This is a genomic window from Oceanicaulis alexandrii DSM 11625 (assembly GCF_000420265.1).
GTDB classification, from domain to species: Bacteria; Pseudomonadota; Alphaproteobacteria; order Caulobacterales; family Maricaulaceae; genus Oceanicaulis; species Oceanicaulis alexandrii.
Map to the genome: position 1 here is coordinate 668,556 of NZ_ATUP01000001.1, position 14,411 is coordinate 682,966.

Genomic DNA, 14,411 nt, shown 5'->3' on the forward strand with positions numbered 1-14,411 from the left:
GGCCCTTTAGGCGGAGGCGGTGGCGGACGCGGCTTTGTCGCGGAGCGATGACACAAGTTTATGAACGCCAGATGCGTTTGATCCCTTAACAAGGACCACATCGCCATCCCGCGCCAGTTCGGTCAGGCTTTCAACCACAGTGTCGGCGCTCTCGCACCAGTGCGCGCGCAGCGCCGGCGGCAAGGCGTCCATCAGCGCGCGTGCGCCCTCGCCCACCCCGATCACCTGATCCACCCCCGCTTCGACCAGCGGTTCGGCCAGGTTGGCGTGCAGCGCATGGCTGTCCGGCCCCAGCTCCAGCATTTCGCCGATCACCGCCAGCTTGCGGCCCTCGCCGTGCGGCTTGCGCAGCTTGAGCGCGCTGAAAGCGGCGCGCATGGAGGCGGGATTGGCGTTATAGCTTTCGTCCACCACCTCGATGACGCGGCCTTTCGAGAGCTGCGCAAAGAAGGCGACGCCGCGTCCGGCGGTCGGTTTGAGCTCGGACAGCGCATCAAGCGCCAAGTCGGGGTCGACGCCGGCGCCCAAGGCCGCCGCCACCACGCCCGCCGCGTTGACCGCCTGGTGCGCGCCGGGCAGGCGTAGGCGGAAATCCATCGGCTTGCCCATCACATCCATGCGGCCCACGCCTCCATCCGGTCCCTCGTCATAGGACAGGATGCGCACCGCGGCGCCGGGAGTAAGACCGAAATCAAGCATGAATCCGGCGCCCGATCCCTGAACCGCCTGCATCAGGCGCGGCGCGAATTCGTCATCGGCCGGGATCACAGCGACACCGTCCGCCTCAAGCCCCTCAAAGATCTCGGATTTGGCGTCGGCGATCGCGTCCATGGAGCCCAGATTCTCCAAATGGGCGGGCGCAATCTTGGTGATCATCGCCACATGCGGACGCACCATCTGGGTCAGGGTCGAAATCTCGCCCTTATGGTTCATGCCCATTTCAAACACGGCGTGCCGGGTCGCCTCGGGCATGCGCGACAGGGTCAGCGGCACGCCCCAATGATTGTTATAGCTCTTCTCGCTCCAATGGGCGGGACCGGCCTTGCGGAACACCGCGGCCAGGGCCTCCTTGACGCTGGTCTTGCCGACCGAGCCCGTCACGCCCACGCGCACCGCCTCAGAGCGACGCCGTGCGCCCTCGCCCAGCTTGATCAGACCATCCAGCACGTCGCTGACCACCAGCCGCGGGCCTGAGCAGACCTCAGGACGCGACACCAGCACCGCCGCCGCGCCCTTGTCGAGCGCCGCCTGGGCGAAGTCATGGCCGTCGCGCCGGTCTGTCAGAGCGACGAACAGATCGCCGGGCTGCAGCGTACGCGTGTCGATGGAGACGCCCGTGGCGTTCCAGCCGCCATCGGTCAGGCGCCCGCCAGACGCCTCCGCAGCTTGCTTGGCGGTCCAGAGCGGCGTCGTCATGCCGTCCCTCCCCGCTCCTGCAGAAGGGAGGAGACGATCTGGGTTTCATCAAAGGGAATGACGCGATCCGCCAGGATCTGGCCGGTTTCATGCCCCTTGCCAGCGATCAGCAGGACATCGCCCTTTTTCAGGTGCTCGATCCCGGCGCGGATCGCCGCTTCGCGATCTGGAATTTCCTGCGCGTCGGGGCACGCGGCCATGATCGCCTTGCGAATGCCGGCGGGATCTTCGGTGCGCGGATTGTCGTCCGTGACGATGGCGATATCCGCCAGCCGCGCCGCAATCTCGCCCATGGGCGCGCGCTTGGTGGCGTCCCGGTCTCCGCCTGCGCCAAACACCAGAACAATCCGTCCTTGCGTGTGCGGTCGCGCAGCGCGCAGCAATTTGTCCAGTCCGTCCGGCGTATGCGCGTAATCGAGCAGCACCGGCGCGCCATCCATGGTGGTCCCCACCGTCTGCAAACGTCCGGCCACGCCCTGCAAGGCGCCCATGGCCTCAAACGCCTGATCGGGCTGCACGCCGCTGGCGATGGCCATCGCCGCCGCGCCCAGCGCATTGGCCGCCTGGAATTCGCCGATCAGCGGCAGATCGACCTCGCGCTCCTCGCCTTTCCAGCTGAAGCGCACATGCTGGCTGGCGGGATGCGGCGTGATTTCATGCACGGTCAGATCCCGGCCGCGCCAGCCAATCTCGACCGGGCTCAGCCCAGCGGACTGAGCCGCCTGCGCCACGCGCGCGGACCAGTCTGAATCCATATTGATCACCGCCGGCGCGCCCATGGGCGCCAGCGTCGAGAACAGCCGCATCTTGGAGGCGAAATAGTCTTCAAAGTCGGGGTGATAATCGAGATGGTCCTGGGTGAGGTTGGTGAACCCCACCAGCGCCAGGCGCGCGCCGTCCATGCGGCGCTGCTTGAGCCCGTGCGAGGACGCCTCCATCGCCAGATGGGTGACGCCTTCCTCGGTCAGCTTATCCAGGCTTTGATGAAGCGCAATGGCGTCCGGCGTCGTATAGCCCACATCCGTCCGGCCTGACGCGCGTGTCACCCCCAGCGTGCCGAGCGCCGCCGCTTCATATCCCGCCGACGCCCAGATCTGGCGCAGGAACTCGACGGTCGAGCTTTTGCCATTGGTGCCGGTCACCGCCGCAATGGTCGCAGGCTGGCGCGGATAGAAGTTGGCGGCAATCGCCGACAGCGCGCCCGCCGGATCTTCCGCCTCGATGACCGGGACGGAGGCCTGAGTTCCCTTCGGCGCGAGCACGCAAACCGCGCCCTTCTCGATCGCCATGGGGATGAATTGGGTTCCGTTGACCTTCACGCCGGGCAGCGCGGCGAACAGATCGCCGGGCTTCACCTTGCGGCTGTCGAGCGCCAATCCTGTGACTTCAAGCCCCTGCGCTCCGGCCGGGACGCCCAGGCTTTCGGGCAGCAAGTCAGCAAGCGTACGGATCATCGTGAGTCCTCAAGCATGGCGTCTTCCAGCGCGACAGGCTCCTCGGACGGGGCGACCAGTCGCGGACGGGGGGCGAACAGTTCGGCGACCACCGAGACTTGAGCCTCAGGGTCGGCGTCATGACGGTCGATGTCCAGAACACCGGCCAGCGCGCGGATGATTTCGCCCGCCGCCGGCATAGCCGTCCAGCCCGCCGTGGAGAACCCGTGAGTTTCAGCAGTGGGCTGGGGCCGGTCCATGGAGACCGTCAGCACATATTGCGGATCATCAAAGGGAAAGACGGCGACAAACGTGTTGAAGGTGTTGCCTTCCACATACTGACCGCCCACGACGCGCTCCGCCGTTCCGGTCTTGCCCGCCACAGCCAGCCCGTCCACATCCGCCGTCCCCGTTTGAGAGCGCGCCACGAACTCACGCATCACGCCCAGCACCTGGGCCGCAACGCTGGAGCTCATCACCGGCACGCCCGCCACGGTCTCCCCTGGCGCGACAGGGCGCAGGGTCGGCGGGGTGTAGACGCCGCCATTGGCCAGCGCCGAATACGCCGCCGCCAGCGCCAGCGGGCTGACCTGAAACCCGTGCCCGTAAGACGCCGTCATGGTCTGGATGCGGCCCCAGCGGCGCGGCAGGTTGGGGCCCGCCGCTTCCAGCAGCTCCACCGGCGGCGCTTCAAACAGGCGCAAATCGGAATAAAACCCGGTCAGATCATCGGCGCCGATCGTGTCGGCCATGCGAGAAGCGGCGATGTTTGAGGAATACAGCACCATTTCCCGCGCGGTCAGCGGGCGGTTCTCGCCGCGATAATCATGGATGGTGTGACCGCCAATGCGCACCGGGGTCGAGGCGTCATAGACATCATCCATATGCACGCTGCCCGCCTCAAGGCCCGCAGCAAGCGACAATGGCTTGAACACCGACCCCAGCTCGTAAACCCCCTGCACCGCCTGATTGAACAGCGGGTCGATGTCAGAGCCGGGCGCGGTCGCTTCAGCGAACCGGTTGGGGTCGTAATCGGGCAAGGAGGCCATGGCGATGATCTCGCCGGTGCCCACCCGCATCAGAACCGCCGAGGCGCCCGCCGCCTGGTGGGCCGCCATGCGCTCGCGCAAAATGCTTTCGACCCGGTATTGCGCCGTCAGGTCAATGGACAGGCTGACCGGACGTCCGCCCTCGGCCAGCTCGGCTTCAAACGCGCGCTCGGCGCCCGCGACGCCTTCCATCTGACCATCCACATAGCCGACCAGATGCGCGGCGACGCGCTGTTTGGGATAAATGCGGCCCGGTTCGACGCGGAAATTCACGCCGGGCAGCCCCAGAAGGTGGATCGCCTGGCGCACGCGCGGGCTCAGCCCGTCAGCGATCGGCACATAGCGCGAGTTCGAAGACAGCCTGCGGGTCAGCCGCTCCACATCCAGCTCGGGCAGCACGGTGGCCAGCTGCTGGGCGACTTCCGCAGCATCCCAGACATAGAGCGGATCAGCGTAGACGGAATGAAAGTCCAGCGTCGCCGCCAGGATTTCGCCATCGCGATCCAGGATCGAGGCGCGACGCACCGGCGCCAGCTCGGCGGCGGACGCTTCAAAACGCGCGTCAGCATCGCCATTGAACACGGCGATCTCCACCGCCCGGCCCGCCGAGATCACGAACCCGAGGCTCAGCACCAGACCGATCACGCTCAGACGCGAACGGCGACGCCCCGCCAGATTGCTGCGATTTTCAATGCGCATACGGCGCATGGCCTGAACCGGGGCCGTCTCCACCGGCGCAGGCGGGGTGGCGCGTCGGTCATCCTTGACCCGCACCCGCCGCGAAAGCCGCCGGAGGATCGTCATCAGTTCTGTCCGGGATTGGCGTAAGACACCTGCGCCGTGGCCAGGCCCTGTTGCGGGGCGCGCAAGCCTTCCGGCGCTTGCTGGGCGCTCAGGCGCGGCAATTCGGAAAAGGCCAGCTCCTGCTCGGGGCGCACCGGCTCAAAACCCAGATAGGCGCGCGCCAGACGGCGCAGATTCTCAGGCTCTTCCTGATGGGAGATCTCCGCGTCCAGCGCGCTGATGCGCCCGCGTTCACGCGCCAGCTCGGCCTGAAGCTGGGCGAGTTTTTCAGAATCGCTCGCCGTCCCCGATTTGGCCACATAAAGCGCGGCGAGCAGGATGGCGGCGACCAGAACGCCGACGATTTCAACGATGCGGATCATTGAACACACTCCTCAAGACGGCGATAGGGCGGCACGCCCGCAAAGCCTTCTTCATCACGGGGCCAGGCCGGGTTTTCATTGCGGATCGCAGCGCGCAGCTTGGCTGAGCGCGCGCGCGGGTTTTCAAACGCTTCCACGTCGGACGCGGCCTGGGCTTTCTTGCTGATCAGCGAAAAGCTGGGTTCGCGCTCCGGCTGGATTTCCGGCTGATGGCGCGAGCCGCCGCCCATCAGGCCGCCGCGCTCGCGCAAAAAGGTTTTCACGATGCGGTCTTCCAGCGAGTGGAAGGTCACCACCACAAGACGTCCGGCGGGCCTGAGCACGCGTTCAGCCGCCTGCAGTCCGCGCACCAACTCGCCCAGCTCGTCATTGACGTAAATGCGCAAGCCCTGGAACGAGCGCGTGGCGGGGTGAATGCGGCCCGGCTTGCCGCCCACCGCCTTGCCGATGATGTCGGCCAGCGCCAGAGTGCGGGTGATCGGCTCGATCTCGCGTGCGCGAATGATCGCCTGCGCCGCGCGGCGCGCATGACGCTCCTCGCCATAAATCTTGAAAATCGCCGCCAGCTCATTGGCTTCCAGATGGTTCACGGCGTCCGCGGCCGTCGGGCCGGACTGGGACATGCGCATGTCCAGCGGGCCGTCCTTCTGGAAGGAAAATCCGCGTTCGGCCTGGTCGATCTGCATGGAGCTGACCCCCAGATCGAGCACCACGCCGTCCACGCCCGAACTGCCCGCCACCTCGATAATGTCTTCCATCATCGAGAACGGACCAAAACCAAAGGCGAAGCGGCCCTTGTAGGCCGTCGTCATCAGATCCGCCGTTTCACGCGCGCTCGGATCGCGATCAATGCCCAGCACCCGGCAGTCGGCCGCGCCGAGGATGCCGCGGGTATAACCGCCCGCGCCAAAGGTGCCGTCCACATACAGACCGCCATCGCGCGGCTGTAGCGCCGTCAGCACTTCATCGAGCATCACCGGGACGTGGGAGGCGTCGTTCATGACTCATCTCCCCGGCGGCGGGACGGGCGGCGCAGCGCAGACTTGTTGTCGCGCGCAAAAGCCAGATCGTCTTCGGCCTGATCGGCGTGCGCGGTCGGATCCCAGATCTCGAAGCGCTTGCCCATGCCGATGAACACCGCCTGCTTGGCGAGACCGGCATGGTCGATCAGCTCTTTGGGCAGGGAGACCCGACCTGTTGAGTCAAACGACAGCGCCTTGGCGCCGCCAAAGATCACGCGCTCAAACGCGGTGCGGGCCGGATCATAAGGATCCATGTCCTCGATGGCGTCGGAATAATCCTCGAGCAGGCGCTGACCGCCGCCTTCCAGGAAGGGGCCGTTGAACGAGCGCCAGACATAGATGCCGGGAAAGCCCTGGCCGGACACGGTCGCGCGGAAGTCGGCCGGTACAGACACCCGCCCCTTCGCATCAATCCCGTTGGTCGTCGTGGAGACGAACATGACCGGCATAGCCCCATACTCACCCGCACCCCATCATGGCGGGTTAACTATGGGATAACATGGGAAAGCATGGGTTACAATGGTCCTAACCTGTTGCGAGACTCGTTTTACCGCATGAGAACTAAGAATTCCGTGAAAAACGGAACCCGAAAACAAGAACAGATTGAGAACAGATTGGGCGAGGCGTTAACCTTTGACCGTGCTAACGCCCTAAAAAACAGGATCAGAGGGCCTATAAGCCGGGTTCTGTCCCATGCCGTCCCATACAGGACGACCGGGGGCGACCATTCCTCTAGGACGCCGCTTGCACGACGCCTCCAGCGACCTACCCGGACCTCGACGCGGAGGCGCGTCTGTCTCGCCAAGGCGAAACGCGGGTCCCTATTCGGTCTTGCTCCAGGCGGGGCTTGCCGTGCCCCCTTCCTTGCGGTCGGGGCGGTGGGCTCTTACCCCACCGTTTCACCCTTACCGCGCCGAAACGCGGCGGTCTGATTTCTGCGGCGCTATCCCTGAACCGGAAAACCGGCCCGCCGGGATTTCCCCGGCGCCTTGCCTCCATGGAGCCCGGACTTTCCTCTCCTGCAGGGTTTCCCCTCTCGCAGCAGCGGCCGCCCAGCCCTCTGATCCCTCATCCCATCACGAAAAAGGCCGCCGCGGTCAAGCGCGACGGCCAGTCTTTCATAACCTGTGAGGCGGCTTATCAGTTCACAGAGAGGCTGATTTCCGCACCGTCTTCGCTGACGGCGACGGCCGCATCCGCAAACCGGGGTGGGCCGAAATTCATGGGCGGATCGTTGGAAATGGTGATCGGCTCGGCAGGGATGCCAAACGCCATGGTGCGCATCTCGCCGTCGCCTTCCGGGTCGCGCCAGACCTGGATCGCCCAGTCGCCGGCGGGAATATCGTCAAAGACAAAGACATCTTCGGGACTGGCGGCGCGGCGCTGACCGTGTTCGCAACGACCGCTCAGGAAGGTGTCCTCCGAGCAGATCGAAACATACATGTCGCCTTCTGGATTCGGCGTGTTGACGGTGACGGACACAGAGCCCAGGACGGCGATGAGGGACAACAACATGGGACAAGCTCCTTTGCTTTGTTGTCCCCAGACTGCCCCGCCTTCGCTCGACGATCAGGTTCCAGGCGTCACCCTTTTGGGATGACAGATGTCACCTGCCGCCGCAGCCCTTCGATCAGAGCGCAGGTCTCTTCATCCGCAACGCCTGTCAAAGCTTGCGAGCGGAAGCGGCGCTGAAACGCCAGCACAACCGCTTTCAGCGCCTGGTCATAAGCGCCCGCTGGCTCGGCGCCGTAGCCGATGTCGCAAAGCGCCTGACGCAAAGCCGTGACGGCCTCTCCCTCGTCACTTGGCGCGCAGGGCGGCAGGACTGACGGAACAGCCTGCGGCCACAGACCGACGCCCGCCTCGGCGAAGCGCTTCCAGGGAAATTTCTCGCCCGGATCCTGCTTGCGGTCCGGCGCCAGATCGGAATGCCCGATCACATCGCACGCCTTGATGGGATGGCGGGCGAGAATGCCCTGACAGAGCGCCAGCACCGCCTCGATCTGCGCCTCGGGATAGTCGGGCAGGCCGAAATCATGACCGCCATTGACGATCTCGACGCCGATGGAGGCGGAGTTGATGTCGCTGCAACCGCGCCAGACACCCTTGCCCGCATGCCAGGCGCGCTTGTCCTCGCTCACAAGTTGGAAGACGCGTCCATCCTCCTCGACCACATAATGAGCGCTCACAGAAAACCCTGGATCACACAGACGCTCAATCGCGGCCTCGCCGGTCTCCATGCCGGTATAGTGCAAAACCAGCATCGAGGGCGGCAGGCGGCGATCATTGAAATTGGGCGACGGGCGCGTGATCACGGCCATGCGTCTCTCCTGCTAGCGAGGGCGTCCTATCGGCGTTGTAGGGGCCACCGTCTTGGCGCGCCGCGCCGCGACCACGCCGACGCCCGCCAGCGCCAGAACGCCGCCCACGATCAACTGCCAGGTGACCGGATCGCCCAGCAGCACCACGCCCAGAATGACGCCGATCAGCGGCCCCATCAGGGTCAAAGGCGCGATGAGGGAGGCGTCATACCGGCGCAGCAGATAATAGAACGATCCGTGCCCGAAGATGTTCACCAGCAGTACGGTGAAGGCCAGCGAGCCCACGAACAGCCAGCCGCCATCCAGCGAGGCGGCGATCTGATCGCGCTCAAACAACAGCGTCATGGCCAGAAGCGGCGGCCAGGAAATCAGCCCGATCCAGGCCTGAAGCGACATGGCGGACATGTCCGCCTTCTTCACCAGAATGGAGCCCGCCGCCGCAGCAAATGCGGCGCCGACCCCGGCCAGAAGCCCCGCGGTAAAAGAGAACTCTGCCGGTTTCAGAACCACCAAAGCCGCGCCGGCGAAGGCGATCGCCATGCCGCTGCCGCGCACCCAGCGCACCCGTTCCTGCAGGAAGATGATGGACAGCACCGTGGTGAACGGCACCGCCAGCTGGACTACGATGGCGATGGCGGAGGGCGAGGCGTAACGCAGGCCGACAAACAACAAGGCGAACTGAATGGCGCCCATGGTCAGCGCCGCCCCGATCACCACGCCCATATGACGCGGCACGGGCCGCAGCCACGGACCCAGCACCGCATAGAGCAGGAAAAAGCGCAGGAAAGCGAAGAAAAAGGGCGGACTGCCCTCAAAACCTTCCACCAGAACGGGCGTGCCCGACAGGGACCATTTCGCAACGACGAAATTCAGTCCCCAGACGAGGCAGACACCAAACAGAAGGGCGAAGTGGCGAAGTGACATAGCCTCGCTCTAAGCGAGCCCGCCCTCGCCCGCAAGCAGTGTATCGCTCACGATGAATTTCGAACTGTTAGCTTTGCGAGGTCTGAAAGCCGGCGTCTGCAGACAGAATTAGACGCCGCCCGGCTGGTCCTCGCCATCCACGGTCCAGCCATGGGGGCCGCGATGCGCGTCCAGAACGGTGCGGTCGGTGGGTTTGCGAGAGCGTTTGACCACTTTGCGATAAGCCCAATACCCCGCAGCGCCGACAGCGGCGAGGCCTGCGACGACGAAGGCCGCCATGGTCAGAAACGCCGCCAGGACAAGGACAAGACCAATCACCGCAACCGCCGCCAGACCTGCCAGAAGCGCACGCAAACCGTTCATCAGTCCGCCTGCGTCATATGCCTGTTGGTGCGTCATTGCGATGTCTCCAAGGTGAGTCTGTCGTCCAGCCCCTACATAGTTTGGGGTTTGAACGCTTCAGGTCAATGCTAGAGGCCCGAGCGTGAAGGATTTGTCATTCAGCTGGAGCGCCCAGCCCTTTCACATCACGCTTGCGGGTGATCGCGGCATAAGCCGCATTGATCGCCGCCATCTTTTCCACAGCAATGCGCTGCATCTCGGCGGGAGCGCCGCGCGCGATCAGCCGGTCGGGGTGGTTTTGCGAGGCGACCTTGCGGTAGGCGGTCTTCACCGCCTGCTCATCGGCGTCCCGGTCTATGCCCAGGATCACGTAAGGGTCGTCTTCAGGCGCGCCCAAATGCGCCACGCGAATCCGGTCATATTCCCGCGCTGTAAACCCGAACAGATCCGCCACCCGCGACAGGAAGTCATCTTCGTCCTGGGTGACGCGTCCATCCGCCTTGGCGATGTGGAACAGGCCGTCCAGAACGTCTTCCAGCACCGCCGGATGGTCCTTGAACCGCCGCGCCAGACGGCGGGCGTAGCCGTCAAAGCCCAGAGTCGTCTGCTTGGCGAGATCAAAAGCGCGGCGCAGGGACACTTCAAATCCGGGCGGCGCCTGAAACACCTGCAGGAAGGCGCGCTCTTCATTGCGCGTCACAACGCCGTCGGCTTTGGCCATCTTGGCGCCCAGCCCGATCAGGGCCATGGCGAATTCCGCGTCATCGACCGCACGGCCGGGCGGGCAATCCTCGCCCCGGCATTCAAACGGATCGCGTTGCCCGGTGATCAGGTCGGCCAGCTTGCGCCAAAAGCTCATCGTCCCGCCTCCCATGACGAGACGCCGGTCCGGCTGCGTGGGATCAAAGTGCTACGCTGCATCCGCGAAAGAATACCGAAAAGGAGGCGCTGGCGCCATGATTTCCCGCATCAGAATACGGGCGTTGTGTGCGGCCGCGTTCTTGCTCTGTCCGGGCAAGCTGTGCTGTTCATAGCAAAAGGCCGACACACTCGCCGCCAAGGAGCCTCGCGTGACCCGATCTGACGCCGCCCAAGCCGAATGGGAAATCTGGATTGACCGGGGCGGCACGTTCACCGACGTGATCGGACGCTCGCCCGAAGGCGATCTGAAGGCGCTCAAACTCCTCTCAAATTCAGACGCCTATGAAGACGCGGCCACCGAAGGCGTCCGGCGCTTGCTGGGCGTGTCGACCGGAGACGCCATGCCGAAAGGCGCTCTGGCGGCGGTGAAAATGGGCACGACCGTGGCCACCAACGCCCTTCTGGAGCTGGACGGCGCGAAAACCCTGTTCCTGGTCACCCGCGGCTTTGGCGACATTCTGATCATCGGCGACCAGACCCGACCCGATATTTTCGCGCTCGACATCAAGCGCCCGGCCCCGCTGCCGGCGCGAACAGTGGAGGTGGACGGACGGCTCTCAACGCATGGCGAAGAGGTGACCGCGCTTGATCTTGGCGCCGCCAGGGCCGCGCTGGAGCAAGCGCGTGCAGACGGTTTCGCCAGCGTCGCGATCGCTTTCATGAACGCGCATGTGAACGACTCCCACGAACAGGCGGTCGCCGAGCTGGCGCGAGAGGCCGGGTTTGACCATGTCACCCGATCCAGCGAAGCGAGCCCCCTGATCAAGCTGGTTCCGCGCGCTTCGACGGCGGTGATCGATGCTTATCTTGAGCCGGTGTTGCGCGATTATGTGGGCCGGGTGGACACCGGCCTTGAGGGCGCGCCGCTGTACTTCATGCAATCGGGCGGCGGCCTGTCGAGCGCCAGGCATTTCAAGGCGCGCAACGCGGTCCTGTCAGGTCCTGCGGGCGGCGTGGTGGGCATGGCCCTCACCGCCAAGTCCGCGGGTTATGACAAGGTCATCGGCTTTGACATGGGCGGCACCTCCACTGACGTGTCGCGCTATGACGGCGAGAGCTATGCCCGCACCGACATGGCGAGCCTTGACGGCCGACAATTGCGCGCTCCCATGCTCAGCGTGCACACCGTAGCGGCGGGCGGCGGCTCGGTGCTCGATTTTGACGGTGAGCGCGCCCGGGTCGGGCCGCGCAGCGCTGGCGCGGATCCGGGCCCGGCCTGTTATGGCCGCGGCGGCCCCGCGGCGGTGACGGACGCCAATGTGGTGCTGGGCCGCATCCAGCCGGACTGGTTCCCCAAAGTGTTCGGCCCGAACCATGATCAGCCGCTGGATGTGCAAGCCGCGCGCACGGCCCTGGGCGAGCTGGCGGACAAGATGGGGCTCGACAGTCCTGAAGCCGCAGCCGAGGGCTTTTTGTCGGTCGCCATCGAAGCCATGGCCGACGCCATCAAACAGATCTCGACGGCTCAGGGCGTCGATCCGCGCGGCTATGCGCTGAACGCCTTTGGCGGCGCGGGCGGTCAGCACGCGTGCAAGGTGGCGGAAGCTCTGGGCATGCGCACAGCGCTGATCCACCCCAAAGCCGGCCTTCTGTCTGCATATGGGATCGGCTTGGCGCCCTTGCGCGACACACGGCAGGCGGGGCTTGAAATCCCCTTTGACGAAGCGGGGCTTCAAACCGCCGAAGGCACGCTGGACGCCCTTGAGGCCGAAGCGCTTCAATCGCTGAAAGACCAGAGCGCGCGAGACATTTCAGTCGCAAAAGAAGTGCGCATCCGGGTTCAGGGCTCTGACACCGCCCTGCCCGTGGCGTGGGGCGATGAAGCGAGCATGCGCTCGGCCTTTGACGCTGCGCACAGCCAGCTCTTCGGCTTCACGCCCGATGACGCCGTGCTGATCCTGGATTCCGCCGCCGCTGACGCCGAGGGCGCACCCGCTGGCGCGCCGCGCGCCGAAGCCGATCTGGCCCCTCAAGGCAACGCGCCCTCCCCTCAAGCCGAGGCCGGGATGCACAGCCAGGGTGAGAGCCAGACCGTGCCCGTGTTTGATCTTGAGGATCTGGGCGCTGAAGCGCGTGTGACGGGACCGGCGCTGATCATGGACGCCAACCAGACCATCGTGCTCGATCCGGGCTGGCGCGCCGACCGGCTGGCGGACGGCATGCTCGTTCTGACCCACGAGGCCGCCGCCCCGCTGCAAGCAGGGGACACGTCACTTGATCCGATCCGGCTGGAGCTGTTCAACCGCCGCTTCATGTCCATCGCCGAGCAGATGGGCGTGGTGCTCGAACGCACGGCGCACTCGGTCAACATCAAGGAACGTCTCGACTTTTCCTGCGCGGTATTTGACGCTGAAGGCGGTCTGGTCGCCAACGCCCCGCATATGCCGGTGCATCTGGGCTCCATGTCAGCGAGCGTGCTCGCGGCGGTCGAGGCGCACCCGAATCTCGGCCCCGGTGACGCTGTGGCGGTCAACGCGCCTTATAATGGCGGCACCCATCTGCCTGATGTGACGGTGATCCAGCCGGTGTGCGACGAGACCGGCGCGCGCATGTTCTATGTGGCGTCGCGCGGACACCACGCCGATATCGGCGGCATCGCGCCGGGCTCCATGCCGCCCTTCTCCAAAACGATTGACGAGGAAGGCGTGATCTTCGACAGCGTCAAGATCCTTCACGACGGCCGGTTCGACGAACGGGCTGTGCGCGAGGTTCTGGCGTCTGGCGCCTATCCCGCCCGCAACCCCGATCAGAATATCGCCGACCTCAAGGCCCAGCTCGCCGCCTGCTCCAAGGGCGCGGCCGAGCTTCGCAAACTCAACGATCTGGACGGCACAGCTGTCGTTCGCGCCTATATGGGCCATGTGCAGGACAACGCCGAACGCGCGGTGCGCCGTGTGATCGAGGCGCTGTCGAATGGCGAAGCTGAGATGCGGCTTGAAGACGGCGCGGTGATCAAGGTCAAGATCAGCGTCGATCAGTCAGATCGCACCGCCATCATCGATTTCACCGGCACCTCTGAACAGCGCCCCAGCAATTTCAACGCCCCGAGCGCCGTGACGCGCGCTGCGGTGCTGTATGTGCTGCGCTGCCTGGTGGATGACGCCATTCCGCTCAATGAAGGCTGCCTGAAACCCATCACCCTGATCGTGCCCGAAGGCAGCTTGCTCAATCCCGTCCCGCCCGCTGCTGTGGTGGCCGGCAATGTGGAGACCAGCCAGCTTGTGGTGGACGCGCTGTTCATGGCCACCGGCCGGATGGCCTGCGCCCAGGGCAGCATGAACAACTTCACCTTCGGCGATGAGACCCGGCAGTATTACGAGACGATCTGCGGCGGCGCCGGCGCGGGCTATCGCGCGGACGGGTCAGGCTTTGCCGGCGCCAGCGCCGTGCACACGCACATGACCAATTCGCGCCTGACCGATCCGGAAGTGCTGGAAGCGCGCTATCCGGTGCGTCTGCTGGAGCATTCGGTGCGCAAGGGCTCCGGCGGGGACGGCGCCTTCAAGGGCGGGGACGGATCGGTGCGGCGCATCATGTTTCTGGAGCCCATGCAGGCGGCGCTTCTGTCCGGCCGGCGGACCGAGCACCCTGCCGGCCTGAAGGGCGGGGCGCCCGGCGCGACCGGCGCGCAGGCGCTCTATCGTAAAGACCGGACGCGGCAAGCGCTGGATGCGCTGTTCAGGCTGGATGTGGAAGCCGGCGAGACCGTTGAAATCCTGACGCCGGGCGGCGGCGGAGCGGGAGCGTAATACGCATATTCTCGCGGGTGAATACCCATACAACTGCTGATGGTTAAACTAAATGCGTTCACTATGAT

At 65.2% G+C, this 14,411-nt stretch carries 12 protein-coding genes and 1 other RNA gene; 1 reads left to right on the forward strand and 12 read right to left on the reverse strand.

Annotated elements, in window-relative coordinates:
• Positions 1-6 precede the first annotated feature (6 nt).
• The 12 genes from G405_RS0103320 to G405_RS0103370 all read right to left on the reverse strand — a co-directional run bounded on the left by G405_RS0103320 (position 7) and on the right by G405_RS0103370 (position 10,532).
• A complete protein-coding gene (locus G405_RS0103320) occupies positions 7-1,416 on the reverse strand; it encodes a UDP-N-acetylmuramoyl-tripeptide--D-alanyl-D-alanine ligase (protein ID WP_022700082.1) in 1,410 nt (469 codons plus the stop codon).
• The gene (locus tag G405_RS0103325; RefSeq protein WP_022700083.1) at positions 1,413-2,870 is read right to left on the reverse strand and encodes a UDP-N-acetylmuramoyl-L-alanyl-D-glutamate--2,6-diaminopimelate ligase; all 1,458 of its coding nucleotides are present in this window, start codon (positions 2,868-2,870) and stop codon (positions 1,413-1,415) included. The genes G405_RS0103320 and G405_RS0103325 overlap by 4 nt, the downstream gene beginning before the upstream one ends.
• Positions 2,867-4,702: a peptidoglycan D,D-transpeptidase FtsI family protein gene (locus tag G405_RS0103330; protein ID WP_022700084.1), complete on the reverse strand. Its 1,836-nt coding sequence runs from the start codon at positions 4,700-4,702 to the stop codon at positions 2,867-2,869. The genes G405_RS0103325 and G405_RS0103330 overlap by 4 nt, the downstream gene beginning before the upstream one ends.
• Positions 4,702-5,064 (reverse strand): cell division protein FtsL, encoded by a 363-nt coding sequence (gene ftsL, locus G405_RS16335; RefSeq protein WP_022700085.1) that lies wholly within the window; start codon positions 5,062-5,064, stop codon positions 4,702-4,704. The genes G405_RS0103330 and ftsL overlap by 1 nt, the downstream gene beginning before the upstream one ends.
• Entirely contained in the window at positions 5,061-6,065 is a 1,005-nt protein-coding gene (gene rsmH, locus G405_RS0103340) for a 16S rRNA (cytosine(1402)-N(4))-methyltransferase RsmH (protein ID WP_022700086.1), read from the reverse strand. Before rsmH ends, ftsL begins: the two co-directional genes overlap by 4 nt.
• Positions 6,062-6,535, reverse strand: a complete 474-nt coding sequence (locus tag G405_RS0103345) for a division/cell wall cluster transcriptional repressor MraZ (protein WP_022700087.1) — start codon at positions 6,533-6,535, stop codon at positions 6,062-6,064. Before G405_RS0103345 ends, rsmH begins: the two co-directional genes overlap by 4 nt.
• A 210-nt stretch (positions 6,536-6,745) precedes the next feature.
• An RNA gene (gene rnpB, locus G405_RS16660) (RNase P RNA component class A) lies at positions 6,746-7,150 on the reverse strand.
• Positions 7,151-7,226: 76 nt separating this feature from the next.
• A complete protein-coding gene (locus G405_RS16340; RefSeq protein WP_022700088.1) occupies positions 7,227-7,601 on the reverse strand; it encodes a DUF2141 domain-containing protein in 375 nt (124 codons plus the stop codon).
• A gap of 68 nt (positions 7,602-7,669) precedes the next feature.
• Entirely contained in the window at positions 7,670-8,407 is a 738-nt protein-coding gene (locus G405_RS0103355) for an N-acetylmuramoyl-L-alanine amidase (RefSeq protein WP_022700089.1), read from the reverse strand.
• A gap of 12 nt (positions 8,408-8,419) precedes the next feature.
• A complete protein-coding gene (locus G405_RS0103360) occupies positions 8,420-9,331 on the reverse strand; it encodes a DMT family transporter (protein WP_022700090.1) in 912 nt (303 codons plus the stop codon).
• Positions 9,332-9,439: 108 nt separating this feature from the next.
• Positions 9,440-9,730, reverse strand: coding sequence for a hypothetical protein (locus G405_RS0103365; protein WP_022700091.1), 291 nt, complete (start codon positions 9,728-9,730; stop codon positions 9,440-9,442).
• A gap of 97 nt (positions 9,731-9,827) precedes the next feature.
• Positions 9,828-10,532 (reverse strand): molecular chaperone DjiA, encoded by a 705-nt coding sequence (locus G405_RS0103370; protein WP_022700092.1) that lies wholly within the window; start codon positions 10,530-10,532, stop codon positions 9,828-9,830.
• Between the two features lie 211 nt (positions 10,533-10,743).
• Here G405_RS0103370 and G405_RS0103375 point away from each other — a divergent pair, with 211 nt between their 5' ends.
• A complete protein-coding gene (locus tag G405_RS0103375; RefSeq protein ID WP_022700093.1) occupies positions 10,744-14,343 on the forward strand; it encodes a hydantoinase B/oxoprolinase family protein in 3,600 nt (1,199 codons plus the stop codon).
• Positions 14,344-14,411: the final 68 nt, after the last annotated feature.

What these genes read in the sequence shown, in the direction of transcription:
- G405_RS0103320 (WP_022700082.1), bottom strand. Translation starts at nt 1,416, where the DNA reads ATGACGACGCCGCTCTGGACCGCCAAGCAAGCTGCGGAGGCGTCTGGC.
- G405_RS0103325 (WP_022700083.1), bottom strand. Translation starts at nt 2,870, where the DNA reads ATGATCCGTACGCTTGCTGACTTGCTGCCCGAAAGCCTGGGCGTCCCG.
- G405_RS0103330 (WP_022700084.1), bottom strand. Translation starts at nt 4,702, where the DNA reads ATGACGATCCTCCGGCGGCTTTCGCGGCGGGTGCGGGTCAAGGATGAC.
- ftsL (WP_022700085.1), bottom strand. Translation starts at nt 5,064, where the DNA reads ATGATCCGCATCGTTGAAATCGTCGGCGTTCTGGTCGCCGCCATCCTG.
- rsmH (WP_022700086.1), bottom strand. Translation starts at nt 6,065, where the DNA reads ATGAACGACGCCTCCCACGTCCCGGTGATGCTCGATGAAGTGCTGACG.
- G405_RS0103345 (WP_022700087.1), bottom strand. Translation starts at nt 6,535, where the DNA reads ATGCCGGTCATGTTCGTCTCCACGACGACCAACGGGATTGATGCGAAG.
- G405_RS16340 (WP_022700088.1), bottom strand. Translation starts at nt 7,601, where the DNA reads ATGTTGTTGTCCCTCATCGCCGTCCTGGGCTCTGTGTCCGTCACCGTC.
- G405_RS0103355 (WP_022700089.1), bottom strand. Translation starts at nt 8,407, where the DNA reads ATGGCCGTGATCACGCGCCCGTCGCCCAATTTCAATGATCGCCGCCTG.
- G405_RS0103360 (WP_022700090.1), bottom strand. Translation starts at nt 9,331, where the DNA reads ATGTCACTTCGCCACTTCGCCCTTCTGTTTGGTGTCTGCCTCGTCTGG.
- G405_RS0103365 (WP_022700091.1), bottom strand. Translation starts at nt 9,730, where the DNA reads ATGACGCACCAACAGGCATATGACGCAGGCGGACTGATGAACGGTTTG.
- G405_RS0103370 (WP_022700092.1), bottom strand. Translation starts at nt 10,532, where the DNA reads ATGAGCTTTTGGCGCAAGCTGGCCGACCTGATCACCGGGCAACGCGAT.